The organism is Aquitalea sp. ASV11 (assembly GCF_016429185.1).
Lineage (GTDB): Bacteria > Pseudomonadota > Gammaproteobacteria > Burkholderiales > Chromobacteriaceae > Aquitalea > Aquitalea pelogenes.
Map to the genome: position 1 here is coordinate 1 of NZ_JAELUD010000057.1, position 23,515 is coordinate 23,515.

The following is a 23,515-nucleotide window of genomic DNA, read 5'->3' on the forward strand; positions in this document are numbered from 1 at the left end:
GCAATATTGATGCACTGTTCGAAAGGGTTTAGATCTTCACTTCGTCACGGATGATCGGGCAGGTCATGCAGTGACCACCGCCACGGCCACGGCCCAGTTCGGAGGCCGGAATCTCGATCACTTCCACACCGTGCTGACGCATCAGCTTGTTGGTGTAGGTGTTGCGGTCGTAGGCCACCACCACGCGGCGGTCCAGGGCCACCACGTTGTTGCCGTCATCCCATTGTTCGCGTTCGCGCTGGTAGGCATCGCCGGCGGTCTGGATGATGTGCACTTCCTTCAGGCCCAGTGCCTGGCGCACCACTTCGGTAAACGGCACGCCGTCGTGGCGTTCGAAGCGGACTTCGCCTTCCTTGTCACCGGCGTAGATGCTGGTGCAGACGATTTCGTTGACCACGTCCGGGAACACCGACAGCAGGTCGATATCGAGGAAGCTGAACACGGTGTCCAGGTGCATGGCAGCACGCGATTTGGGCATCTGGCAGGCAATCACGCGGGTGGCGCCACCTTCCTTGCCCAGCACATTGCGGGCCACTTGCACCACGGCTTGCGGGCTGGTGCGTTCGCCCATGCCGATGAGTACCACGCCGTTGCCGATCGGCATCACGTCGCCGCCTTCCAGCGTGGCCGGGCCGTGGTTCTTGTCACAGTCGCCCCACCATACATTGACCTTGCCGGCGAAGTAGGGGTGGTGCTGGTAGATGGCTTGCAGGATCAGGGTTTCCTGACGGCGGGCCGGCCAGTACATCGGGTTGAGCGTCACGCCTTCGTAGATCCAGCAGGACGGGTCGCGCTGGAACAGGCTGTTGGGAATCGGCGGGATGACGAATTCGGACTGGTCCAGATAGCCGCCGAACAGGCCTTTGGGGTCGAACGGCAGTTCAAACTTGGCGATACCGCCGATCAGGTGCTCGGCCAGTTGGGTGGACGGCATTTCGTCCAGCCAGCTGCGCAGGTCGGTCAGCATGCCGATACCGACGTTGTCAGCCTTGACCTTGCGGTCCAGCAGCCAGCTGCGGGCGGCCTTGTCGTCCAGCACCTGGGCCAGGGCGTCGTGGGCTTCGATCACATGGATGCCGCGAGCGCGCATCTGTTCAACCATGTAGGCGTGGTCTTTCTGGGCGCGTTCCACCCAGATCACGTCATCAAACAGCAGGTCGTGGCAGTTGTCGGGGGTGAGGCGCTTGTGGGCGAGGCCCGGACGGCACACCATCACGCTGCGCAGCTTGCCGCATTCGGAATGAACACCAAATTTTGTCATGATCAAACTCCTGCAATTCGGGTAAGGGAGTCGGGGAGCGCGCTATCGGCGCTCCACCGTATTATTTTCAGGTCAGAGGGTGAGCTGACCGGTAATCAGTTCGTAGGCGGCAATGGCGCCCAGTACCACGATGATGGCGGCCAGTACAGCTTCGGCACCCTTGAACGGTTTCTCGCCATGTTCTTTCTTGGCCCACAGATAGAACAGCAGGCCCGGGGCGTACAGCACCATCGACAGGAACAGATACTTCACACCAGCGGCGTAGATCAGCCATACACCGTACACACTGGCGATACCGGCAATACTCAGGTCACGGCCCTTGCCTTCACCAGCCTGGTAGCCTTCACCACGCCGGGCCACCATGAAGGAATACACGGCACACAGCAGGTAAGGAATCAGGATCATCGAGGTAGCCAGCGACAGCAGTGCCAGGTAACCGGCCGAACTGAACAGGGTGATGATCAGGAACAGCTGGATCAGACCGTTGGTCAGCCACAGCGAAGCTGCCGGGGAACCGTTGGCATTGGTGGTGCCGAAGATGCGCGGCATCACACCGTCTTTGCCTGCCAGGTAAGGTGCTTCAGCAGCCAGCAGCGTCCAGGCCAGCAGCGCGCCACCTACCGAAATCACCAGACCAGCATTCATGATGTTGGCACCCCAGGGACCAATGGCCTTTTCCAGCACATAAGCGGTGGAGGGGTTCTTCAGTGCCGCCAGTTCCGGCTGGGTCATCACGCCCAGTGCCAGGACCGACACCGCCACCAGCAGGGCAATGGTCAACAGGAAACCCACCACGGTAGCCTTGCCCACATCGCTCATTTTTTCGGCACGGCCCGAGAACATCGACGCACCTTCGATACCGATGAACACCCATACAGTCACCAGCATGGTGCTCTTCACCTGATCGACAATGGAGCCCAGCTTAGGATTACCCCAGAAGTCCAGATTGAAGGTGTCGATCTTGAAAGCAAACACCACCAGAACAATGAACAAGGCCAGCGGTACCAGCTTGGCAATGGTGGTGATGGTGTTGATGAATGCCGCACCATGCACGCCACGCAATACCAGGAAATGCAGGCCCCACAACAGGATGGAGGCACAGATGATGGCAGTTGGCGTGTTGCCGTCGCCAAAAGCGTGGAACCAGAAACCCAGTGCCGAGAACATCACGACAAAGTAGGACACGTTGCCGATCCAGGCCGAAATCCAGTAACCCCAGGCCGAGTTGAAGCCCATGTAGTCACCGAAACCGGCGCGGGCATAACCGTAAACCCCGCCCTCTACTTCGGGCTTGCGGTTGGCCAGCATCTGGAAGGCAAATGCCAGCGTCAGCATGCCGAGGAAGGTGATGGCCCAACCAATGATGATGGCGCCGGCGCCGGCACCTGCCGCCATGTTTTGCGGTAGCGAGAAGATGCCGCCGCCAATCATGGAACCCACTACCAGTGCGGTAAGTGCACCCAGTTTCAGTTTGGGTGCTCCGCCACCTTGCACTTCTGTATCAGTGGACATTTTCGTTCTCCGTGAAATACATTAACCTGAAAACTATCTGTATATTATTAATTTCTAATTCAATGATGCAATGATAGTCATCGAAGCGCTCCGATTCCAGAAAGCAGCTACATATGTTTGATCAGGATCAAATGAAAAAAAGGAACAAAAAAGGGCGACAGCAGAAAGATGGCTGGGTTATAGGCAGAGCGGCCTGTCTATCCAAATTGGATTTATCTATATGCATTTGTTCTTTATTGGTAATTTTCAATAAATTATTTTTCAATAAAGACTGATAGACAAACGGCAGGCAAAAAAAATGGATACGGCCCACCACCGTATCCACCAACACACACATCAAGAGGAAATCTGGACACACACCAACTGGTGCTAAACCTGTCAGTCGTTCGGTCCTGCGTTCTTCACCTTACGACTGATGACAAAAATCACACCACATACCACCACAGTAGCAAAGACAATGGTTGCCAAACCCAGAACACCGACATCGTCGGAAAGAAGTTGACCTAGCAGTTCCATCTCCCACTCCTCATAGCTGGCGTTTGCCGCCTTGATTGATTAGTCGATGGTCATAATAACCCTACAAATAATGTGGATGTTGACGCAAGTCAACAATCTGTCCGCGTCCTGCGGACAACTGGAAAGTCCCACAAAAACAAAACGATGCCGAACATACCCCGCAGAGCGGCCATTTCCCTGGTAAGTACAAAATGAAAAAGCCCCTGCATGGCAGGGGCTGTCTGATGGCATAGGACTGGCAGATCAGGGCTGCTTGTTACCACCCATGTCCTTGGACAGGAAGAAGGCGTCAGAGAAGAATTCGTCTTCCGGCAGCTTGCGTTCGGCAATGAAGCTGCGATGGGCAGACTCCACCATGACCGGAGCACCACAGGCATACACCTGGTGGCCGGACAGGTCGGCAAAATCATCCAGCACCGCCTGATGTACAAAGCCGGTACGGCCTTGCCATTCGTCTTCCGGCAGCGCCTCGGACAACACCGGAATCACGGTGATGTTGGCATGCGCGGCCTGCCAGCTCTCGGCCAGTTCAGCCATGTAGAGGTCTGCCTTGGTGCGTGCGCCCCAATACAGCACCATCTGACGCTGGATACCGTGATGAATGGCGTGTTCGATGATGCCCTTGACCGGCGCAAAGCCGGTACCGCTGGCCACGAAAATGATGGGCTTGTCCGAATCCTCACGCAGGAAGAAAGAACCCATCGGGCCCTTGAAGCGCATGATTTCGCGCTCCTTCATCTGGGTGAAGACATAATCGGAGAAACTGCCACCGGGCTGATGACGGATATGCAGCTCCAGGAAGGCATCATCATGCGGCGCATTGGCAATGGAGAAACTGCGTTTCTTGCCATCCTTCATCAGGATGTCGATGTACTGACCGGCGCGGAACTGCAGGCGTTCGGAAACCGGCAATTTCAGTTTGAGCACGGCAACGTCGTGCATTTTCACCATGCTTTCCACGCGGCACGGCAGGGTCTTGATCTGGATGTCACCAGCACCGGCCACTTCACGGGCTTCAATGGTGATATCACCTTGCGGGCGGGCACAGCAGAACAGGGTCATGCCCTGGATGCGTTCGTTTTCCGGCAGGGCTTTTTCCTGATAGCCATCCTGGCTGACCTCACCCTCCACGACCTTGCCCTTGCAGGCGCCACAGGCACCATCGCGGCAGCCATAAGGCAGACCGACATTCTGGCGCAAAGCCGCTTCCAGAATGGTTTCATGCGCTTCAACACTGAACGTATGCCCGCTCGGGAGCACTTTGACCTGGGAAGTCATTGGGTACCTTTATTATTCCAAATCTCGGTAAGATGCAGCCTATGCGTACTTTATTGATTGCAGGCATGGGTGATGTCGCCCGACGGGCCCTGCCCCGACTCGTGCAGCACTGGAAAGTGCTGGTTCTGGCACATCACGCGCAAGCAGCTGAAACGGCGCGCGCTGGCGGTGCCATTCCGGTCATGGCCAATCTGGACGATGCCGCCAGCCTGGAGCGGCTGGCCGGTCTGGCCGATGATCTGTGGATAACCGCACCACCACCAAGCCACGGAATGCGCGACAGCCGCACGCGCAAGTTGTTGTACGCACTGGCAAAAGCCGACAGGATACCACAGCGAATTAGCTATATCAGCACTACTGGCGTGTATGGAAATAGCCATGGTGACTGGCTGGATGAATGCTCGCCCCCCATGCCGCAAACCGAGCGCGCCTGGCGCCGGCTGGATGCAGAAAATACCCTTCGTGCCTTTGCCCGCCACCATGGCAGCCAGCTGACCATTCTGCGCGCACCCGGCATTTATGCGCTGGAGCGCCTGCCGCTGACCCGTCTTGTGCAAAACACGCCCTTGATCCGGCCCGAGGAAGACAGCTTCAGTAATCATATCCACGCCGATGACCTGGCCAGCCTGTGTATTGCCAGCCTGCAGCAAAACCGTGGCGGCATCCGCATTTACAATGCCTGCGACCAGGAACCACTCACCATCACCGACTGGTATGCCATGCTGGCTGATGCACTGTCCATGCCACTACCGCCACGGCTATCCCGCGCAGAAGTACAAGCGGCCGTCAGCCCTGGTTTATGGTCTTACATGGCCGAGTCTCGCCGCTTTCGCCACCAGCGCCTGGCAGAACTGGGCGTGACGCTGCACTACCCCACTGCACGCGAATTTGTCGCACAACTGGCGGCAAATCCGGCCTGGCAGAGCGTGGCACTCGCTAAGGCCGGCAAGATTCGGTAACATGCGCGTCTTCTTGCAATTATCTGTTTGAATCACATGGAAAATCCGGCATTCGGGCGCGCCATCAGAAGCTTTGTGCTGCGTCAGGGACATCTGTCTGCAGGTCAGCAACGCGCAATGGACGAGGGCATGCCCAAATGGGGCATTGCATATCAGCCAACCGTCATCGACCTGGAACAGGCTTTTGGCCGCCAGGCACCCAAGGTGCTGGAAATCGGCTTTGGCATGGGTGGTGCAACCGCTGAAATTGCAGCGGCCAATCCTGCTATCGACTATCTGGGCGTGGAAGTGCACTCCCCGGGCGTGGGCAATCTGTGCAAGCTGATTGCTGAAAAAGAGCTGAGCAATCTGCGCATCATCCGTCACGATGCGGTGGAAGTGCTGGATAACATGCTGGCCGATGGCAGCCTGGACGGCGTGCATATTTTCTTCCCCGACCCCTGGCACAAAAAACGCCACAACAAGCGTCGCCTGATCCAGGCCCCGCTGGTGGAAAAACTGGTGAAGAAGCTGAAGCCGGGCGGCTATCTGCACGCCGCTACCGACTGGGAAGACTACGCCATCCAGATCATGGAAGTGTTCAGCGCCAATGGCGATCTGGCCAATAGCGCCGATGGCTATGCGCCGCGCCCGGACTACCGTCCGCTGACCAAGTTTGAGGCCCGTGGCATCAAGCTGGGTCATGGCGTATGGGACATCATCTTCCGCCGCAAGTAAGCCCCGCGAACAGAACCCCCGCTCCAGCGTTGCGCCGCCTTGCCGTACGCCATGTACTGTCTGCGGCGGTGCGCCTTGGACCGGGTTCGTTACGAGGTTTTGTTAGCGGTTCCAAGCCAGACCGGTTTCAGTCGGCAGTTACACGCCGGCTCAGCAAGACTTCGATATCCGGCAGCAGTTCATGCGGTGCCACTGCCGGCTCGAAACGCTTCACCACCCTGCCCTTACCATCCAGCAGAAACTTGGTGAAATTCCACTTCACCGGGTGAGGATGTGCGCTATCCGCCTGGGTCAACCAGCGCCATAGCGGATGTGCCTGCGGGCCGTTAACCTCCACCTTGGCCGACAGCGGCAGCGTCAGTTGAAAGCGGCTGGCACAGAAACTGGCGATCTGGGCATCGGTACCGGGTTCCTGACCACCAAACTGGTTGCAAGGAAAGGCCAACACCCGCAAACCTTGTCCGGACAGGCTGTCATGCAATTCCTGCAGGCCCGCATATTGCCGGGTATAGCCACACTCGCTGGCCGTGTTCACCAGCAGTACCACCTGGCCCTGCAAGCTGCTCAGCGCCATGGAACTGCCATCAGGCAGGGACATGGAAAAATCGTAAAGCGTGGTCATGGTGGGCTCCCTTCCGTATAATCGGGACTTATCCGAGAAACCTACTCAGGTATTGCGCATGTTGTTCTCACCCAGCCGCCAGGATGCGCGCGGCTTCTTTTTTGAAACCTGGAAAAAACACCAGACCGGCAGCGTGCTGACCGATCTGGAAAAGATCGTGCTTTCCATTCTTATAGACCACCCCGAGTATCACTCCATCCTGAATCATCCGGAAAAGTACCTGGAACAGGAATGGACGCCGGAAATGGGTGAGACCAACCCCTTCCTGCACATGGGCCTGCATGTGGCCATCGAGGAACAGCGTTCCATCGACCAGCCCTTCGGCATCCGTTCGCTCTACGCCCAGCTGGCCCTGCGCCACGGCAACGAGCATCGTGCCCATCACGAGATGATGGAATGCCTGGGCGAGATGATCTGGCATGCACAGCGCTATGGTGGCGGCCCGGATGTGAACCGCTACATTTCCTGTGTGCGCGGCAAGCTGGGCATGGGCGAAGAAGAAACGCCGCGTATCAATCCGAACGATATTCCGGACTGAGCATGTTCAGGTGCTTAACAAAAAAGCAGGCTCGCAAGCCTGCTTTTTTCATGTGCGCTGCCATTGCGTTCACACCAGGCGATTGGCTTCCTGACCGCTGACAAAGGCCGTGACATTGTCCACCAGTTGTTGTGCCAGACGCTGCATGGCCTGCTGGCTGGCCCAACCGACATGCGGCGTGACGATCAGGTGCGGCAAGCGAGCCTTCAGCAGCGGATTGCCGGCCGACGGCGGTTCGGTGCTCAGCACGTCAAAACCGGCACCGCCCAGCTGGCCGAACTTGAGTGCAGCCACCAGCGCTTCTTCATCCACCAGTCCGCCACGCGCGGTGTTGATCAGGATGGCACCCGGCTTCATGGCCATCAATTCCGGCTGGGCAATCATGTTGCGGGTTTCTTCGTTCAGCGGGCAATGCAAGGACAGCACATCCGAACTGGCAAGCAGCTGATCAAAGCTGACATAGCCGTCGCGCACGATGGTAACGCCCTTGCGCTCACCAAACTGCACATGCATGCCAAAGGCGCGAGCACGTTCCGCCAGCGCCTGGCCAATGCCGCCAGCGCCCAGAATACCTAGTGTTGCCCCCTTGAGGTCGCGAATGGGCGCGCCAAAATGGCAGAACTGCTTGGCCTGCTCCCAGACACCGGCAGCGACATCACGCTGGTAGGCCGGCAGATTCTTCATCAGGGCCAGCATCAGGGTAAACGCATGCTCGGCAACAGTTTCGTCGCCGTAATGGCGAATGTTGGCCACCGCAATGCCCTGCTCACGGCAAGTGGCGATATCGATATGGTTGTAGCCGGTGGCCGCCACCGCCAGCATCTTCACCCCCGGCAACTGCAGCAGGGTTTCACGGCTGAACGGCACCTTGTTGGTGATCACGATGTCGGCATTACCCACATGCTGGACAATCTGCTCCACCGTGGTGGCGGAAATTTCGCGATAGGCATGGGCAAAAGGAAAAGCGGGAACCGGGACAGGCAGGCTGTCCCGGTCGATAAATACGATGGAAGGTTGGCTCATCAGTCTGGCGTCAGCTTTCGTAGGAAATCATGGCGCGGTAAGCATGCCAGCTCGCCAGCCCCAGTACGGGCATGATGACGATCAGGCCAATGAAATAGGTAGCAAAGCCCACCGCAGTAAGAGCCACAATCATAACGGCCCATACCGCCATCGTCAGTAGATTCTTGTATACCGCCTGCACGCTGTTGATCATGGCGGTCACCGTGTCCACATCCTTGTCCAGCATCATCGGGATGGCCACCACGCTGAGCGAGAACACTGCCACCGCAAACAGGAAGCCGACACCAAAATAGGCCAGCAGGAATGTCATGTTTTCCGGCAACAGGGCATTGGTCAGCAAGCTGTCCAGTGATGGCAGGGCTGCGGTATCAAAAAACAGCGCAAACATGAGCAGTGAAACGCGGAACCAGCCAAACACCATCAAGGCCAGCAAGGCGGCGTACAGGGTAAAGCCAGGCAGATTGACTCGCCAGGCAACCATGCTGTGCCACAAATTGACCCGCTGCGTGGCAAACGTGTTTTCGTGCTGGCGCGCCAGATCGTACAGACCGATGGCCAGAAACGGCCCGGCCAGCAGGAACAGCGTGGACAAGGTGAGTACGAACTGTGGCGCACTATCGAAATAGGCAATCAACAGATAGCCCATCAAGACAAAAACGGCACCATAAAACATGGCATCGGCCGGTGCGCGGCGCAGGTCTTTCACGCCCTGTTGCAGCCAGACCATGGTTTGGGAAACTTCAACATGATGAACAACCGGGTGTTCCCGGGATGAGCCGTGGGTGATGTCCATGACGAATCCCCTTCTGGTGGTGGGTGGGTAAACCAGACAGTTAATTCTTTATAAGCTACTGATTGCAAAATACAAATTGCAAATCAATGCTGTCAGACCACTCGGCGCGGCAACTGGTACAATACGGGCCTGCTTGAACCAGATACAAGGAACACAAGATGAGCGAATTGATCATTGAAGACCTGACCGTGGGCGAAGGTGCCGAAGCTGTCGCCGGCCAGGAAGTGACTGTGCATTACACCGGCTGGCTGACCAATGGCAGCAAGTTCGACTCCAGCAAGGACAGATTCCAGCCCTTCAGCTTTCCGCTGGGTGCCGGCCATGTGATCAAGGGCTGGGATCAGGGCGTCGTTGGCATGAAGGTAGGTGGCAAGCGCAAGCTGACCATTCCGGCAGAACTCGGTTATGGCGCACGTGGCGCCGGTGGTGTGATTCCGCCGAATGCCACCCTGGTATTCGAAGTGGAACTGCTGCAGGTGGGCTGATCCGGCTTCTGTGCATGAAAAAAGCCACCGTCGCGGTGGCTTTTTCATTTGGCAGCCCGGCTCATTTTTTCAGGCCGGAATCCTCACAGCATTTCTTGCGCTTGCACAGGTAGAGAATCGCCAGACCAGCCAGTAATACTCCGACCACGGAAAGAATACCCATCTGGCCACGATGCACCATGTGCATCAGCCATTCGCGCTGCGTGGCACCGTAATGGCCCAGATAAACCCACACCGGCACGGAAATCAGCGCAGCAAAGCCATCCATCAGCAAGAAACGCCAATAGGGCACACGCCGTGTCATGCCAGCGGTAATGAAGATGGGAGAACGCAAGCCGGGCAGGAAACGGGCAACGAACAGCACCCAGGTACCGTATTTTTCAAACTTTTCCTGCACAGCTTCAAAGCGTTCGGGCGTCAGGATGCGGGCAATGGGACGAAAACGCTGCACCTTGTGGCCATAAAAACGACCTGCAGCAAACATGATGCCGTCACCTGCCAGAACCCCGGCCATCCCCACCAGAAACATGATATCGACATCAGCATAGCCAAGGCCGGAGATGATGCCGCCAGCCACCAGCGTGATGTCTTCCGGAATCGGAACACCGAAACCACACACCAGCAATACGGTAAAGACAGCCACATAACCGTAACCGGTAAAGAAATCGAGAAGTATCTGCAGTATGTCCATAGTGCTCCGCCGACCGGCACAGTCTTGTCCTGTCACAAGATTTGGCCACGGGCTGATTGTCCGAGTGCATGATCGGGCGCTTATAATAGCACACCTCGACCTTATCCTTTCTTGACATGACACGCCCCATACGGGTTGAAATCAATCATTCCGCCCTGCGCCATAACTATCTGCACTCCCGTCAACAAGCTGCAGGCTGTGCTGCACTGGCCGTCATCAAGGCTGACGCCTATGGTCACGGTGCACTTGGCTGCGCCCTTGCCCTGGCTGACATTGCCGACGGATTTGCCCTACTCAATATCGAAGATGCCATCGCCCTGCGCAAGGCAGGCATCCAGCAGCCGATTACCCTGCTGGAAGGACCATTCGACCGGACCGAAGTGGAGGCCATGGCAGAATACCGCATTGCCGGTGCCATTCACTCCCCTCACCAGATTGCCTGGCTACAGGAAGGTTCCCTGCCACAGCCGGTGGAAGTGTGGCTCAAGATCAACAGCGGCATGAACCGGCTGGGTTTCCGCCCGGAACAGGCCAGCCACGTGATGCAGCAACTGCGTGCATTGCCGCAAGTGAAACTGAGCACCATCATGACGCATTTCGCCACTGCGGATGACGATCGTGGTGTAGCAGCCCAATGGCAGCGTTTCGCCCCCGTGGCCACCACCAGTGGCCTCGCCATCAGCGCCGCCAATTCAGCTGCGGTGTTCCGGCATCCGCACACCCATGGCGCTATCGTCCGCCCCGGCATCACCCTGTATGGCTGCTCGCCCTTTGCCGACTGTCATGGCGCAGCGCTGGGCCTGCAAACCACCATGACGCTGAGCGCGGACATCATTGCCATCCAGCAACTGCAAGCAGGTGATGGCGTGGGATACGGCATTCAGTTTCAGGCCGACCGGCCCATGCGGATAGGCATTGTCGCCTGTGGCTATGCCGACGGCTACCCGCGCATTGCCGCCAATGGCACTCCGGTGATGGTGGCAGGCCAGCGCAGTGGCACCGTGGGCCGGGTTTCCATGGACATGCTGGTGGTGGACCTGACACACATTCCTGATGCCACCATCGGTAGCCGGGTGGAGCTATGGGGGCCAAACATCGCGATCGAAACAGTAGCTGCGGCTGCCGGCACCATTGGCTACGAGCTGATGTGCGCGATTGCCCCGCGCGTGCCGCGCCTGCCCACCTGAACAAATCGCTCACCACAATAAAAAAGCCGCTGCATCGGGCAGCGGCTTTTTCTTGTACCAGGACTGAATCAGGCCACGCGCTCTATGGTGGCGGCAATCTCTTTGGCCCATTTTTCCGACAAACTGCGATCATTGGCTTCTACCATCACCCGCACCACCGGCTCGGTACCGGAAGGACGCAATACCACGCGGCCAATCCCGTTCAAGGCGGCCTCTGCAGCAGCCAGCGCCTCGGCAGAGGCCGCTTTCCAGTCGCAGCCATTATGGCGCACATTGATCATGGTCTGCGGGAACGGCGTCCAGTCGCTGCAGGCCTCTTCCAGGCTGATGCCCAGTTCAGCCAGGCTGGCCAGCACCTGCAAGCTGGAGATGATGCCATCGCCGGTGGTGTGCTTGTCCAGGCACAGGATGTGTCCCGATGCCTCGCCGCCCACCTGCCAGCCATTGGCATGCAGCATTTCCAGCACATAGCGGTCACCCACCTTGGCGCGGCCAAAGGCCACGCCCAGCTTGTTGAGCGCCAGTTCCATGGCCATATTGGTCATGACCGTGCCCACCACACCACCCTTCAACTCACCACGGGCAGCACGAGCCTTGGCAATCACATAAATCAGCTGGTCGCCGTCGTACACCTTGCCATGCTTGTCCACCATGATCAGGCGGTCACCGTCACCATCCAGCGAAATGCCATAGTCGGCATGGTGCTCCAGAACCGCTACCTGCAAGGTCTTGGGATAAGTCGCGCCCACCTTGTCGTTGATGTTGTAGCCATCTGGTTCACCACCGATCACCACCAGCTCGGCACCCAGTTCATGGAACACCTTGGGCGCGATGTGATAGGTGGCACCATTGGCACAATCCACCACCAGCTTCAATTGCTTCAGGTTTCGCTCGCCCGGGAAGGTACTCTTGCAGAATTCGATGTAACGCTCTGCAGCACCGGAAATACGGCGGGCACGCCCAAGTTCGGCCGAGCTGTTGGTCGTCATCGGCTGTTCCAGCATGGCCTCGATTTCCAGCTCCAGTGCGTCATCCAGCTTTTTGCCGCCTTCGGCAAAAAACTTGATGCCATTATCCTGATAGGGGTTGTGCGATGCCGAAATCACCACGCCGGCCTCCAGCCGCAGCGCGCGGGTGAGGTAGGCAATGCCTGGGGTGGGCAGTGGGCCGGTCAGCAGCACATTGACGCCAGCCGCAGTAAAACCGGCCTGCAAGGCTGCTTCCAGCATGTAACCGGAAATACGGGTGTCCTTGCCAACCAGCACCGTCGGACGGTGATCCTTGTCGTGGTCCACCAGCACGCGCCCAGCCGCATGGCCTAGCTTGAGGACAAAATCAGGGGTGATGGGGAATTGCCCTACTTCACCACGTACACCATCCGTACCAAAATATTTACGACTCATTTCATCATCCTAGTCACGTTGCTGTAGCACCTGGCCAGCAACGGGTAGCTTCAATAATAACCCTGGCACCAGCTGTCTATTGTACCTGCCCGCCCTGTTAGCTCGGCAAGTCCCTATTATGCAAAAAAGGTAAGACAGCCTTGCGAATCAAGCGGTATACGGTTGCAAGGCCGCCCAGACTTCCAGTGCCTGCCGGCTGGCTTTGACATCGTGCACCCGCACGATTTTGGCACCGCCCTGCAAGGACAACAGCGCCACTGCAACGCTGGCACCAAGTCGTTCTGATGGAATGGCCTCGCCGGTGATGGCACCCAGCATGCTTTTGCGCGACAGACCTACCAGCAGCGGCATACCGCTGATGGCCTCGATACGCTGCAATCCTGCCAGCAATTGCAGGTTATGTTCCAGTGTCTTGCCGAAACCGAAGCCTGGATCAATCAGCAAACGCTCCGCAGCAATACCCGCATCAAGGCACAACTGCACACGACGTAGCAGATACTGTCCGACCTCCTCCACCACATCCTCATACGCAGGTGCCTGCTGCATGGTGTCCGGGTTGCCTTGCTTGTGCATCAGGCACAGTGCCACCTGTGATGCAGCCACTGCCTCCACTGCACCCTGGTCTTCCAATGCGGAGACGTCATTGATCAGGTCCACAGCCCCCAGTTGCAAGGCCGCCTGCATGACCGCGGTACGACGGGTATCGAGCGACAGCGGTGCGCCAATATCCTTGAGTTTTTCCAGTACCGGTAACACCCGGTCCATTTCTTCTTGCACACTGACTTCAGGTGCACCGGGACGGGTGGATTCGCCACCTATATCCAGAATGGCCGCGCCATCTGCCAGCATGGCTTGCGCGCGCTGCAATGCAGTGTCCAGCGTATTGTAGCGGCCGCCATCAGAGAAGGAATCGGGGGTGACATTGAGGATGCCCATGATCATGGGCCGGGATAGATCGAGCTTATAGCGCCCGCATTGAAGCAATTGCATCGAATGTTCTGCCAGATAAATGCAAAACAGGGTGACAGCTTGCGCTATCACCCTGTGGAAACCGGTTATCAGAGTTCCTGAGCCGGGGTGGATGTCGGTTCTACCGGAGCGGCTTCAACGGCCTTTTCCTCTGGCTTGGCCGGGAAACCACTGCCCGGTTTGGGCGGACGCGGCGGTTTGCCATCCATGATGTCGTTGATCTGCTCTGCGTCGATGGTTTCCCATTCCAGCAGGGCCGCGGTCATGGCTTCCACCTTGTCGCGGTTTTCTTCCAGCAGACGACGGGCCAGCCCATACTGCTCATCGATGATACGGCGGATTTCCATATCCACTTGCTGCATGGTGGCTTCGGACATGTTCTTGTGGGTGGTGACAGAGCGACCGAGGAATACCTCACCCTCATTGTCGCCATACACCATCGGACCCAGCTTGTCGGACATGCCGTAGCGGGTGACCATGTCACGTGCCATCTGGGTGGCACGCTCGAAGTCGTTGGAAGCGCCGGTAGTCATCTGATTCATGAACAGCTCTTCGGCGATACGGCCGCCAAACAGGATGGCCAGACGATCCAGCAGATAGCCACGATCATAAGCAAAGCGGTCTTGCTCCGGCAGCTGCATGGTCACACCCAGCGCACGACCACGCGGGATGATGGTGACCTTGTGCACCGGGTCGGACTTGGGCAGCAGCTTGGCCACTACGGCATGGCCGGATTCGTGGTAAGCAGTATTGCGCTTTTCTTCCTCGGTCATCACCATGCTGCGGCGCTCGGCACCCATCATGATCTTGTCCTTGGCCGACTCGAAGTCCAGCATGTCCACCAGACGCTTGCTGCGACGGGCAGCAAACAGCGCGGCCTCATTCACCAGGTTGGCCAGATCTGCACCAGAGAAACCCGGTGTGCCACGGGCAATGATGGAGGCTTCCACATCAGCAGCAATCGGCACCTTGCGCATGTGTACGGACAGAATCTGTTCACGGCCACGGATATCCGGCAGCGGTACCACCACCTGACGGTCGAAACGACCAGGACGCTGCAAGGCTGGGTCCAGCACGTCCGGACGGTTGGTCGCGGCGATCACGATAACGGTCTGGTTGGTTTCGAAACCATCCATTTCAACCAGCAGCTGGTTCAGCGTCTGTTCGCGTTCGTCGTTACCGCCACCCAGACCTGCACCACGCTGGCGACCTACCGCATCGATTTCGTCGATGAAGATGATGCAAGGCGAGTTCTTCTTGGCCTGCTCGAACATGTCGCGTACACGGGCAGCACCCACGCCGACAAACATTTCGACAAAGTCAGAACCGGAGATGCTGAAAAACGGTACCTTGGCTTCACCGGCAATGGCCTTGGCCAACAGCGTTTTACCGGTACCCGGCGAGCCACACAGCAGGATGCCGCGCGGAATGCGGCCACCCAGGCTCTGGTAACGGGAGGGGTCGCGCAGGTAGTCGACAATTTCCTTCACCTCTTCCTTGGCTTCGTCGCAGCCGGCGACATCTGCAAAGGTTACGGTGTTGGTGTCCTGGTCCAGCATGCGCGCCTTGCTCTTGCCGAAGGAGAAGGCACCACCCTTGCCGCCACCTTGCATCTGGCGCATGAAGAACACCCACACGCCGATGAGCAGCAGCATCGGGAACCAGCTGATGAAGATGCTCATCAGCATGGACGGTTCCTCTTCCGGCTTGGCCGAGAAGCGGACGTTGTTCTTGATCAGGTCTTCGACCAGTTGCGGATCGTAGGGCGCATAGGTGGCAAATGCCGAACCATCAGTACGCTTGCCCTTCAGCCACTGGCCACGCAGCGGATGGCCCTCAATGCTCAGGGACTGCACCTTGCCGGATTCGACATCGCTGATGAATTGCGAGTATTCGATCTGGTTCTGGGCATCCTGGCGTTTGTTGAACTGATTGAATACAGTCATCAGTACCAGACCGATGATGACCCAGATGGCGATGTTTTTGCCGATATTGTTCACGAGTAGCGGACTCCTCTGTGCCCTGACTTTACGGTTGCGTATTGCATTGGAATGAATTGTAAACCCCGAGGGGGCATATGTCAGCGTCGGCCCTTGCCCAGCAGGTAAATTTCGCTGGAGCGGTCACGCGAAGCCTTGGGTTTGCGGGTAAGCACCTCGTCAAACAGGTCTCGCATGGACTGCAGGTAGGGCTGGAAATCGCTGCCCTGGAACACTTTGACGAGAAAACAGCCGCCAGGTTTCAGATGATCACGTGCAAATTCGAGCGCCAGCTCACACAGCAAAAAGCTTCTGGCCTGATCCATGGCACTCATTCCTGAGATATTGGGTGCCATGTCGGAAATTACAAGGTCCAGCGCGCGGCCGTCCAGCAGATCGACAAACTGGGCCAGCACTTCGTCTTCGCGGAAGTCGCCCTGGATGAAGTCAACATCGGCAATCGGGTTCATCGGCAGGATATCCAGCGCAAACACCTTGCCCTGCGGCCCGACGATGCGGGCCGCCACCTGCGACCAGCTGCCCGGAGCACTACCAAGGTCAGCCAGTACCGTGCCTGGGCGGATCAGTTTGTCTTTCTCGTTGATTTCCAGCAGCTTGTACGCTGCCCGTGCCCGGTAGCCATCTTTCTTGGCCATCTGTACATACTGGTCGTTAACATGTTCGCGCAGCCAGGTATTGCTGCTGGTACTTCTTGCCATGAGTCGTTTCCTGCCGTTTCACTCAGCACAGCCATGCTGGCTATCCTGTTGTTTTTCAGTCTGTTTGTGACCAGAGTTTGGGCTATGGGCCAAACTCTAGTAGAATCCCGTTTTGCTTTGAAACCAAGCCTGTCCAATGAAAATCGAACTGCAACCATTCCAGCGCCAGCACCTCAAGGGCCTGGCTCAGACTCTCAACCCGGTCGTGATGATCGGCAACAACGGCCTGAGCGAGTCTGTACTGCGCGAAATTGCCATGAGCCTGGATGCCCATGAACTGATCAAGATCCGCGTTCAGGGTGATGACCGCGCGGCACGCATTGCGCTCTACGAGCAAATTTGTGATGAGCTGGGCGCGGCACCGGTGCAGCATATCGGCAAATTGCTGGTGCTGTGGCGCCCCAGCGACAAGCAGCGCATTGTTCTGCCCAAGAACAAGAAAGCGCTGAAGATTGCTTCCCAATCCTGATACTGCCCTTGGGCGGTATAGCAAAAGCGGTGGCTTGCCACCGCTTTTATTTTGCCTGCACCTTATTGTGGACAGGCCACTTGTGGTATTACAAGGTCAGTCCCGTCGCAGGATGTAGGCCAGCCCCATCAGGCTCTGTACCAGATAGATCAGGCTGGAAATGGCATGCCAGGTAGCGAATCCGCCGCCAAACAGGCCTTCTGCCGCGTGGTTCATCTGCAGTTTGAGCGCCGCAATGATGGGCGTCACGGCAAAATGGTTGATCACGGTGCACAGCAGCATGCCGACAATCAGCCAGAAGCTGGCTTCCTTCATGCCACGCACGCCATTGCGCCATACCGCATCCACCAGCAGGAATACCCCACACACCAGGCCCACCCAGGCGATGGCGGCAAACAGTTTGCCGGCAACCATGCCGGCCGTCACTGTATCCAGTGAGCGGAACAATACCGGGGCCACAATGATGCCGATCACCCAAAGTCCACCAATCCAGAAGGTTCTGGCTATCGCTCGCAATCCGTCCATGCGTGCTCCCTGACTCCACAGCAAAAACGCGCGAAAGCGCGCGTTTGGTTTGTCTGCTTTAGATGTATTTGACGTCCAGCACTTCGTATTCGCGAATGCCGCCCGGGGCCACCACTTCGGCCACGTCGCCGCTTTCCTTGCCGATCAGCGCGCGGGCAATCGGCGAATTGACCGACACCTTGCACAACTTGATGTCGGCTTCATCGTCGCCCACGATCTGGTAGGTCACCTGGTCTTCGGTTTCCAGATCCATCAGCTCGACGGTGGCACCAAACACCACGCGGCCATCAGCGTCCAGTTCGGCCGGGTTGATGATCATGGCGTTGGAAATCTTGCCTTCCAGTTCGGCAATACGGCCTTCAACGAAGCCTTGGCGCTCTTTGGCAGCGTCGTATTCTGCATTTTCGGACAGATCGCCATGCGACCGTGCCTCGGCAATCGCTTCGATCACCGCAGGGCGCTCCACGCTCTTCAGGCGTTGCAGTTCTTCTTTGAGAAGTTCGGCGCCACGCAGCGTCAACGGAACTTTGTTCATTCGGGTGCTCTCCTGAGGCGGTACCCCCGCCGTCATCAAAAACACAAGCCGCCGTACGAGACGGCGGCTTGGCTGTTGCAGTTCAATGTCTGGATTGTAACGGCAAATCGTCCGCGGTTCAAAGCTTCAACGCACAACTTGCCGTCACATTCCGACAGTCCACCACATCAAGGCTTGATGGAGGCGTGCAGTTCCTGGACGCTGTAGACATCAAACTCTTCCACATGCGCCATGCCCACGCACACTGCCTTGGCACCGGCCAGGGTGGTGTACTGCGGAATGCGCGCCTGCAGGGCGCTGCGGCGGATGGAGTGGCTGTCCTGGATGGCCTGGCGTTTTTCGTCCACGGTATTGACCAGCACGTCGATTTCGCCGTTCTTGATCATGTCGACGATGTGCGGACGGCCTTCGTTCACCTTGTTGACCACCTGTACCACGATGCCGGCTTCGGCCAGGGTCTTGGCGGTACCGCGGGTGGCGCAGACGCCAAAGCCCAGGCGTTGCAGCTCGCGTGCCACGTCAACCGCGCCGTTCTTGTCAGACTGACGTACCGACAGGAACACCTTGCCGGTGCGCGGCAGCTTGTCACCGGCGGCCAGCTGGCTCTTGACGAAGGCTTCGGCAAAGCTCTTGCCCACGCCCATCACTTCGCCGGTGGACTTCATTTCCGGTCCGAGGATGGTATCCACGCCCGGGAACTTGATGAAGGGGAATACGGCTTCCTTCACGGCGTAGTACGGCGGGATCACTTCCTTGGTGAAGCCCTGCTCGGCCAGGCTGATGCCAGCCATGGCACGGGCGGCAATCTTGGCCAGCGGAGCGCCGGTCACCTTGGACACAAACGGCACGGTACGCGATGCACGCGGATTCACTTCCAGCACGAAGATGGTGTCGCCCTGAATGGCGAACTGCACGTTCATCAGGCCAACCACGTTCAGTGCACGCGCCATGGCTTCGGTCTGGCGACGGATCTCGTCCTGTACGGCCGGGAACAGGCTGTACGGCGGCAGCGAGCAAGCGGAGTCACCGGAGTGCACACCAGCCTGTTCGATATGCTGCATGATGCCGCCGATGACCACGTCCTTGCCGTCGGAGATGCAATCCACGTCCACTTCGATGGCGTCGTTGAGGAAGCGGTCCAGCAGCACCGGGCTGTCGTTGGACACCTTCACCGCTTCGCGCATGTAGCGTTCCAGATCGGCCGGTTCGTGCACGATTTCCATCGCGCGGCCACCCAGTACGTAGGACGGACGCACCACCAGCGGATAGCCAATTTCCTCGGCCAGCTTCATCGCGTCGGCCGGAGTGCGGGCGGTGCGGTTCGGCGGCTGTTTCAGGCCCAGTTCGTTCAGCAGCTTCTGGAAGCGTTCGCGGTCTTCGGCAGCGTCGATCATGTCCGGCGAGGTGCCGATGATGGACACGCCATTGGCTTCCAGTGCACGCGCCAGTTTCAGCGGGGTCTGGCCGCCGTACTGCACGATCACGCCGAACGGTTTTTCGATGCGGCAGATTTCCAGCACGTCTTCCAGCGTCAGCGGTTCGAAGTACAGACGGTCGGACGTGTCGTAGTCGGTCGATACGGTTTCCGGGTTGCAGTTGACCATGATGGTCTCGAAACCGGATTCGCGCAGCGCCAGCGCTGCATGCACGCAGCAGTAGTCGAATTCGATACCCTGACCGATACGGTTGGGGCCGCCGCCCAGTACCATCACCTTCTTGCGGTCAGTGGGCTTGGCTTCGCACTCTTCTTCGTAGCTGGAGTACATGTAGGCGGTGGAGGTGGCGAACTCGGCCGCGCAGGTATCCACTCGCTTGTACACCGGATGCAGACCCAGCGCCCAGCGCTTGGCGCGCACGGCAGCCTGGTCGGTATTCAGCAGCTCGCCCAGACGACGGTCGGAGAAGCCCTTGCGCTTCAGGCGACGCAGTTCGTCAAAGCCCAGTTCTTCCACCTTGCGGCCGGCCAGGGCTTTTTCTTCGCCCACGATGTCTTCGATCTGGGCCAGGAACCACGGGTCGATCTTGCTCAGCGCAAACACGTCGTCACGGCTCATGCCCACGCGGAAGGCGTCGGCCACGTACAGGATACGTTCCGGTCCCGGGGTGCTGACTTCGTGACGGATGGTTTCTTCATTAGTGGTGACCGGGTTGAAGCCGGACAGGCCGGTTTCCAAGCCACGCAGCGCCTTGTGCATGGACTCCTGCAGCGTGCGGCCCATGGCCATCACTTCGCCCACCGACTTCATCTGGGTGGTCAGGCGGTTGTCAGCCTGCGGGAATTTTTCGAAGGCGAAACGCGGAATCTTGGTGACCACGTAGTCGATGGACGGTTCGAACGAAGCCGGGGTGGCACCGCCGGTGATGTCGTTCTTCAGTTCGTCCAGGGTGTAGCCTACGGCCAGCTTGGCGGCAACCTTGGCAATCGGGAAACCGGTGGCCTTGGAGGCCAGTGCCGAGGAACGCGATACACGCGGGTTCATCTCGATCACGATCATTTCGCCGTTCACCGGGTTGGTGGCGAACTGCACGTTGGAACCGCCGGTGTCCACGCCGATTTCACGGAGTACCGCGATCGATGCATTACGCATGATCTGGTATTCCTTGTCGGTGAGGGTTTGTGCCGGGGCCACGGTGATGGAGTCACCGGTGTGCACGCCCATCGGGTCGAAGTTTTCGATGGAGCAGATGATGATGCAGTTGTCTTTTTTGTCGCGCACCACTTCCATTTCGTACTCTTTCCAGCCGAGTACGGACTGCTCGATCAGCAGTTCATGGGTGGGGGACGCTTCAAAGCCGCGCTCGCAGATCGCCAGGAATTCTTCCTTGTTGTAGGCGATACCGCCACCGGAGCCGCCCATGGTGAACGACGGACGGATCAGCGTGGGAAAGCCCACCTTGGATTGCGCTTCCAGCGACTCTTCCATGGTGTGGCAGACAAAGGACAGCGGGCAGGACAGGCCGATCTTGGCCATGGCTTCCTTGAAGCGGCCACGGTCTTCAGCCTTGTCGATGGCGTCTTCGGTGGCACCGATCAGCTCGACATTGTACTTTTCCAGCACGCCGTGCTTGGCCAGGTCCAGTGCACAGTTCAGTGCGGTCTGGCCGCCCATGGTGGGCAGAATGGCGTCCGGACGTTCCTTGGCAATGATTTTTTCCAGAACAGGCCAGGTAATGGGTTCGATGTAGGTGACATCGGCCATGTTCGGGTCGGTCATGATGGTGGCCGGATTGGAGTTCACCAGGATGACTTTGTAACCTTCTTCACGCAGGGCCTTGCAGGCCTGTGCGCCGGAGTAGTCAAACTCGCAGGCCTGGCCAATCACAATGGGGCCAGCGCCGATGATGAGAATACTCTTGAGGTCGGTACGTTTCGGCATGTTATCGCTCAGTCAATTTCAATTGTTCAGTTCAGGCTGGCTGCCGCCAGTTTGGCCCCGAAGCCCAGAAACAGCGCGCCCACTCCGCCAGACATGGCAGAGGACAGTTTGCGGCGGCGACGGAAGGCTTCGGCCAGTCTTGCTCCGGACACGATGATGGTGGCCAGATACAGGGCACTGCACAACTGCAGCAGCGTGCCCAGCACAAGAAAGGTCAGCACCGGGTGCGGATAGGCCGGGTCGACGAATTGCACGAAGAAAGACACGAAGAACAAGATGGCTTTGGGGTTCATCAGGCTGATGACCAGCGCCTTGACGAAGGGACGGCTGGCGTCCACTTCGCGGCGTGCTTCCGGCGCAGCCACTTCCCCGCGGGAAGCATTGCGCCAGGCGCGCCAGGCACCACGCAGCATCTGCAGCCCCAGCCAGGTCAGGTAAGCACCACCGGCGTACTTGACCATGGCAAACAGGGCCGGATTGGCCTTGAGTACCCCTGCCGCCCCAGTGGCGGCCAGCGTCATCAGGATGGCATCACCGGTAAATACCCCGCAGGCACCCACGAAGCCGCGACGGATGCCGCGTTGTGCCGCCACCGACAGCACATACATGGAGTTGGGGCCTGGCAGCAGCACGATGATGATGGTGCCGATCAGGTAGGTGGTGATATCGGTAATGCCCAGCATGCTTGTTCTCCGTATGCTCCGTTTACTTCGCCTGGCTCATCGCCGTGATGAAGCGGTCAAACAGATAGGCCACGTCTTCAGGGCCTGGGCTTGCTTCCGGGTGACCCTGGAAGGAGAAGGCCGGACGGTCGGTAAGCGCAATACCCTGCACGGTCTGGTCGAACAGGCTGCGATGGGTCACGCGCACATTGGCCGGCAGGGTGGATTCGTCCACCTGGAAGCCGTGGTTCTGGCTGGTGATCATCACGCGGCCGCTGTCCAGATCCTGCACCGGGTGGTTGGCACCGTGGTGGCCGAACTTCATCTTGCTGGTCTTGGCACCGGTGGCCAGACCCAGCAACTGGTGACCCAGACAGATGCCGAATACCGGCAGGCGGGTTTCCAGGATTTCGCGGATGGCGGCAATGGCGTAGTCACACGGTTCCGGATCGCCAGGGCCGTTGGACAGGAACACGCCATCCGGCTGCAGCGCCAGCACGTCCTTGGCCGGAGTCTGCGCCGGCACCACGGTCAGCTTGCAGCCGCGTTCGGCCAGCATGCGCAGGATGTTGTGCTTCACGCCGAAGTCGTAAGCCACCACGTGGAACGGGGTTCCGGCCTGCTCGCTGTAGCCGCTGCCCAGTTTCCATTCGCCCAGCTTCCACTGGTAGGACTCGGTGCAGCTGACTACTTTGGCCAGATCCTGACCGGCCATGGAACCGAAACCGCGTGCCAGTTCCAGTGCGCGGGCTTCGTCCAGATCGGCACCGGCCATGATGCAGCCGGCCTGTGCGCCTTTTTCACGCAGGATGCGGGTCAGGCGACGGGTGTCGATATCGGCAATGGCCACGACATTGTTCTTGACCAGGTAGTCGGACAGCGAATCTTCCGCGCGGAAGTTGCTGTGCAGCAGCGGCAGATCACGAATGATCAGACCGGATGCGAAAACGGCGCGGGATTCGGTATCTTCCGAATTCGCGCCGACATTACCGATGTGGGGATAAGTCAGGGTGACGATTTGTTTGGTGTAGGAGGGATCGGTGAGGATTTCCTGATACCCGGTCATGGCGGTATTGAATACCACTTCGCCGACCGTATGGCCGGTGGCTCCGATGGCACTGCCCTTGAAGAGGGTACCGTCAGCCAAGACGAGGATCGCTGGTACGGTTGACACTGACTAGCTCCTGTTGCGTTTCGCTTGTATGTTTTTGCGGATTTTTATGTGAATAACGGGACACGACGTTTTGCGCCTGTCCCGTTTGGTTAAACCTTACCATCATACCGCTTTCGGCCAG

Annotated in this window: 23 protein-coding genes; 6 read left to right on the plus strand and 17 right to left on the minus strand. The window is 58.3% G+C overall.

Annotation, left to right across the window (positions count from 1 at the left end; genetic code table 11):
- Positions 1–28 precede the first annotated feature (28 nt).
- The 4 genes from JHD62_RS16095 to JHD62_RS16110 all read right to left on the minus strand — a co-directional run bounded on the left by JHD62_RS16095 (position 29) and on the right by JHD62_RS16110 (position 4,567).
- Positions 29–1,261 (minus strand): arginine deiminase, encoded by a 1,233-nt coding sequence (locus tag JHD62_RS16095; protein ID WP_199103764.1) that lies wholly within the window; start codon positions 1,259–1,261, stop codon positions 29–31.
- 72 nt (positions 1,262–1,333) lie between these two features.
- A complete protein-coding gene (arcD, locus tag JHD62_RS16100; protein ID WP_131355769.1) occupies positions 1,334–2,773 on the minus strand; it encodes an arginine-ornithine antiporter in 1,440 nt (479 codons plus the stop codon).
- A 378-nt stretch (positions 2,774–3,151) separates the two neighbouring features.
- Complete coding sequence (locus JHD62_RS16105; RefSeq protein WP_082086308.1) at positions 3,152–3,289, minus strand: DUF3149 domain-containing protein; 138 nt, start codon at positions 3,287–3,289, stop codon at positions 3,152–3,154.
- Positions 3,290–3,532: 243 nt separating this feature from the next.
- Positions 3,533–4,567, minus strand: coding sequence for a CDP-6-deoxy-delta-3,4-glucoseen reductase (locus JHD62_RS16110; RefSeq protein ID WP_199103765.1), 1,035 nt, complete (start codon positions 4,565–4,567; stop codon positions 3,533–3,535).
- Between the two features lie 41 nt (positions 4,568–4,608).
- On the opposite strand from JHD62_RS16110, the gene JHD62_RS16115 reads away from it, so the two are divergent.
- Together JHD62_RS16115 and trmB are read left to right on the plus strand one after the other, a co-directional pair.
- Complete coding sequence (locus JHD62_RS16115) at positions 4,609–5,526, plus strand: NAD(P)H-binding protein (protein ID WP_199103766.1); 918 nt, start codon at positions 4,609–4,611, stop codon at positions 5,524–5,526.
- 36 nt (positions 5,527–5,562) lie between these two features.
- Complete coding sequence (gene trmB / locus JHD62_RS16120; RefSeq protein ID WP_131355780.1) at positions 5,563–6,243, plus strand: tRNA (guanosine(46)-N7)-methyltransferase TrmB; 681 nt, start codon at positions 5,563–5,565, stop codon at positions 6,241–6,243.
- A gap of 127 nt (positions 6,244–6,370) precedes the next feature.
- Here trmB and JHD62_RS16125 read toward each other — a convergent pair whose 3' ends face one another.
- Positions 6,371–6,865 carry a glutathione peroxidase gene (locus JHD62_RS16125; RefSeq protein ID WP_199103767.1) on the minus strand — a complete coding sequence of 165 codons (495 nt, stop codon included), beginning with the start codon at positions 6,863–6,865 and terminating at the stop codon, positions 6,371–6,373.
- A gap of 58 nt (positions 6,866–6,923) precedes the next feature.
- Here JHD62_RS16125 and JHD62_RS16130 point away from each other — a divergent pair, with 58 nt between their 5' ends.
- Positions 6,924–7,403, plus strand: coding sequence for a DUF1841 family protein (locus JHD62_RS16130; RefSeq protein ID WP_199103768.1), 480 nt, complete (start codon positions 6,924–6,926; stop codon positions 7,401–7,403).
- Positions 7,404–7,472: 69 nt separating this feature from the next.
- On the opposite strand, the gene JHD62_RS16135 is transcribed toward JHD62_RS16130, so the two are convergent.
- Entirely contained in the window at positions 7,473–8,426 is a 954-nt protein-coding gene (locus JHD62_RS16135) for a D-2-hydroxyacid dehydrogenase (RefSeq protein ID WP_199103769.1), read from the minus strand.
- Between the two features lie 10 nt (positions 8,427–8,436).
- Entirely contained in the window at positions 8,437–9,219 is a 783-nt protein-coding gene (locus JHD62_RS16140; RefSeq protein WP_199103770.1) for a DUF2189 domain-containing protein, read from the minus strand.
- Between the two features lie 158 nt (positions 9,220–9,377).
- Here JHD62_RS16140 and JHD62_RS16145 point away from each other — a divergent pair, with 158 nt between their 5' ends.
- Positions 9,378–9,704 (plus strand): FKBP-type peptidyl-prolyl cis-trans isomerase, encoded by a 327-nt coding sequence (locus JHD62_RS16145; RefSeq protein WP_089083143.1) that lies wholly within the window; start codon positions 9,378–9,380, stop codon positions 9,702–9,704.
- 61 nt (positions 9,705–9,765) lie between these two features.
- Here the strand turns inward: JHD62_RS16145 and JHD62_RS16150 are convergent, their stop codons facing one another.
- Positions 9,766–10,395: a DedA family protein gene (locus tag JHD62_RS16150; RefSeq protein ID WP_199103771.1), complete on the minus strand. Its 630-nt coding sequence runs from the start codon at positions 10,393–10,395 to the stop codon at positions 9,766–9,768.
- A 116-nt stretch (positions 10,396–10,511) separates the two neighbouring features.
- On the opposite strand from JHD62_RS16150, the gene alr reads away from it, so the two are divergent.
- Positions 10,512–11,582 carry an alanine racemase gene (gene alr, locus JHD62_RS16155; protein ID WP_199103772.1) on the plus strand — a complete coding sequence of 357 codons (1,071 nt, stop codon included), beginning with the start codon at positions 10,512–10,514 and terminating at the stop codon, positions 11,580–11,582.
- A gap of 68 nt (positions 11,583–11,650) precedes the next feature.
- Here alr and glmM read toward each other — a convergent pair whose 3' ends face one another.
- The 4 genes from glmM to JHD62_RS16175 all read right to left on the minus strand — a co-directional run bounded on the left by glmM (position 11,651) and on the right by JHD62_RS16175 (position 16,652).
- Positions 11,651–12,985: a phosphoglucosamine mutase gene (gene glmM / locus JHD62_RS16160; protein WP_199103773.1), complete on the minus strand. Its 1,335-nt coding sequence runs from the start codon at positions 12,983–12,985 to the stop codon at positions 11,651–11,653.
- 147 nt (positions 12,986–13,132) lie between these two features.
- Positions 13,133–13,975, minus strand: a complete 843-nt coding sequence (gene folP, locus JHD62_RS16165; protein WP_199103774.1) for a dihydropteroate synthase — start codon at positions 13,973–13,975, stop codon at positions 13,133–13,135.
- A gap of 68 nt (positions 13,976–14,043) precedes the next feature.
- Positions 14,044–15,954 (minus strand): ATP-dependent zinc metalloprotease FtsH, encoded by a 1,911-nt coding sequence (ftsH, locus tag JHD62_RS16170; RefSeq protein WP_045845398.1) that lies wholly within the window; start codon positions 15,952–15,954, stop codon positions 14,044–14,046.
- 80 nt (positions 15,955–16,034) lie between these two features.
- Entirely contained in the window at positions 16,035–16,652 is a 618-nt protein-coding gene (locus JHD62_RS16175) for an RlmE family RNA methyltransferase (RefSeq protein WP_131355798.1), read from the minus strand.
- 142 nt (positions 16,653–16,794) lie between these two features.
- On the opposite strand from JHD62_RS16175, the gene JHD62_RS16180 reads away from it, so the two are divergent.
- A complete protein-coding gene (locus JHD62_RS16180; protein ID WP_370302985.1) occupies positions 16,795–17,121 on the plus strand; it encodes a YhbY family RNA-binding protein in 327 nt (108 codons plus the stop codon).
- Between the two features lie 96 nt (positions 17,122–17,217).
- Here the strand turns inward: JHD62_RS16180 and JHD62_RS16185 are convergent, their stop codons facing one another.
- The 5 genes from JHD62_RS16185 to carA all read right to left on the minus strand — a co-directional run bounded on the left by JHD62_RS16185 (position 17,218) and on the right by carA (position 23,394).
- Complete coding sequence (locus tag JHD62_RS16185; protein WP_045845401.1) at positions 17,218–17,646, minus strand: DUF4149 domain-containing protein; 429 nt, start codon at positions 17,644–17,646, stop codon at positions 17,218–17,220.
- Positions 17,647–17,704: 58 nt separating this feature from the next.
- Complete coding sequence (gene greA / locus JHD62_RS16190; RefSeq protein WP_045845402.1) at positions 17,705–18,181, minus strand: transcription elongation factor GreA; 477 nt, start codon at positions 18,179–18,181, stop codon at positions 17,705–17,707.
- A gap of 167 nt (positions 18,182–18,348) precedes the next feature.
- Complete coding sequence (gene carB / locus JHD62_RS16195; RefSeq protein WP_045845403.1) at positions 18,349–21,558, minus strand: carbamoyl-phosphate synthase large subunit; 3,210 nt, start codon at positions 21,556–21,558, stop codon at positions 18,349–18,351.
- 26 nt (positions 21,559–21,584) lie between these two features.
- Positions 21,585–22,241 (minus strand): leucine efflux protein LeuE, encoded by a 657-nt coding sequence (gene leuE, locus JHD62_RS16200; protein WP_199103775.1) that lies wholly within the window; start codon positions 22,239–22,241, stop codon positions 21,585–21,587.
- 22 nt (positions 22,242–22,263) lie between these two features.
- Positions 22,264–23,394, minus strand: coding sequence for a glutamine-hydrolyzing carbamoyl-phosphate synthase small subunit (carA, locus tag JHD62_RS16205; protein ID WP_199103776.1), 1,131 nt, complete (start codon positions 23,392–23,394; stop codon positions 22,264–22,266).
- Positions 23,395–23,515: the final 121 nt, after the last annotated feature.

Bases quoted from the DNA above. Each gene is read 5' to 3' on its own strand.
- JHD62_RS16095 (WP_199103764.1), bottom strand. From the start codon at position 1,261: ATGACAAAATTTGGTGTTCATTCCGAATGCGGCAAGCTGCGCAGCGTG.
- arcD (WP_131355769.1), bottom strand. From the start codon at position 2,773: ATGTCCACTGATACAGAAGTGCAAGGTGGCGGAGCACCCAAACTGAAA.
- JHD62_RS16105 (WP_082086308.1), bottom strand. From the start codon at position 3,289: ATGGAACTGCTAGGTCAACTTCTTTCCGACGATGTCGGTGTTCTGGGT.
- JHD62_RS16110 (WP_199103765.1), bottom strand. From the start codon at position 4,567: ATGACTTCCCAGGTCAAAGTGCTCCCGAGCGGGCATACGTTCAGTGTT.
- JHD62_RS16115 (WP_199103766.1), top strand. From the start codon at position 4,609: ATGCGTACTTTATTGATTGCAGGCATGGGTGATGTCGCCCGACGGGCC.
- trmB (WP_131355780.1), top strand. From the start codon at position 5,563: ATGGAAAATCCGGCATTCGGGCGCGCCATCAGAAGCTTTGTGCTGCGT.
- JHD62_RS16125 (WP_199103767.1), bottom strand. From the start codon at position 6,865: ATGACCACGCTTTACGATTTTTCCATGTCCCTGCCTGATGGCAGTTCC.
- JHD62_RS16130 (WP_199103768.1), top strand. From the start codon at position 6,924: ATGTTGTTCTCACCCAGCCGCCAGGATGCGCGCGGCTTCTTTTTTGAA.
- JHD62_RS16135 (WP_199103769.1), bottom strand. From the start codon at position 8,426: ATGAGCCAACCTTCCATCGTATTTATCGACCGGGACAGCCTGCCTGTC.
- JHD62_RS16140 (WP_199103770.1), bottom strand. From the start codon at position 9,219: ATGGACATCACCCACGGCTCATCCCGGGAACACCCGGTTGTTCATCAT.
- JHD62_RS16145 (WP_089083143.1), top strand. From the start codon at position 9,378: ATGAGCGAATTGATCATTGAAGACCTGACCGTGGGCGAAGGTGCCGAA.
- JHD62_RS16150 (WP_199103771.1), bottom strand. From the start codon at position 10,395: ATGGACATACTGCAGATACTTCTCGATTTCTTTACCGGTTACGGTTAT.
- alr (WP_199103772.1), top strand. From the start codon at position 10,512: ATGACACGCCCCATACGGGTTGAAATCAATCATTCCGCCCTGCGCCAT.
- glmM (WP_199103773.1), bottom strand. From the start codon at position 12,985: ATGAGTCGTAAATATTTTGGTACGGATGGTGTACGTGGTGAAGTAGGG.
- folP (WP_199103774.1), bottom strand. From the start codon at position 13,975: ATGCAATTGCTTCAATGCGGGCGCTATAAGCTCGATCTATCCCGGCCC.
- JHD62_RS16175 (WP_131355798.1), bottom strand. From the start codon at position 16,652: ATGGCAAGAAGTACCAGCAGCAATACCTGGCTGCGCGAACATGTTAAC.
- JHD62_RS16185 (WP_045845401.1), bottom strand. From the start codon at position 17,646: ATGGACGGATTGCGAGCGATAGCCAGAACCTTCTGGATTGGTGGACTT.
- greA (WP_045845402.1), bottom strand. From the start codon at position 18,181: ATGAACAAAGTTCCGTTGACGCTGCGTGGCGCCGAACTTCTCAAAGAA.
- carB (WP_045845403.1), bottom strand. From the start codon at position 21,558: ATGCCGAAACGTACCGACCTCAAGAGTATTCTCATCATCGGCGCTGGC.
- leuE (WP_199103775.1), bottom strand. From the start codon at position 22,241: ATGCTGGGCATTACCGATATCACCACCTACCTGATCGGCACCATCATC.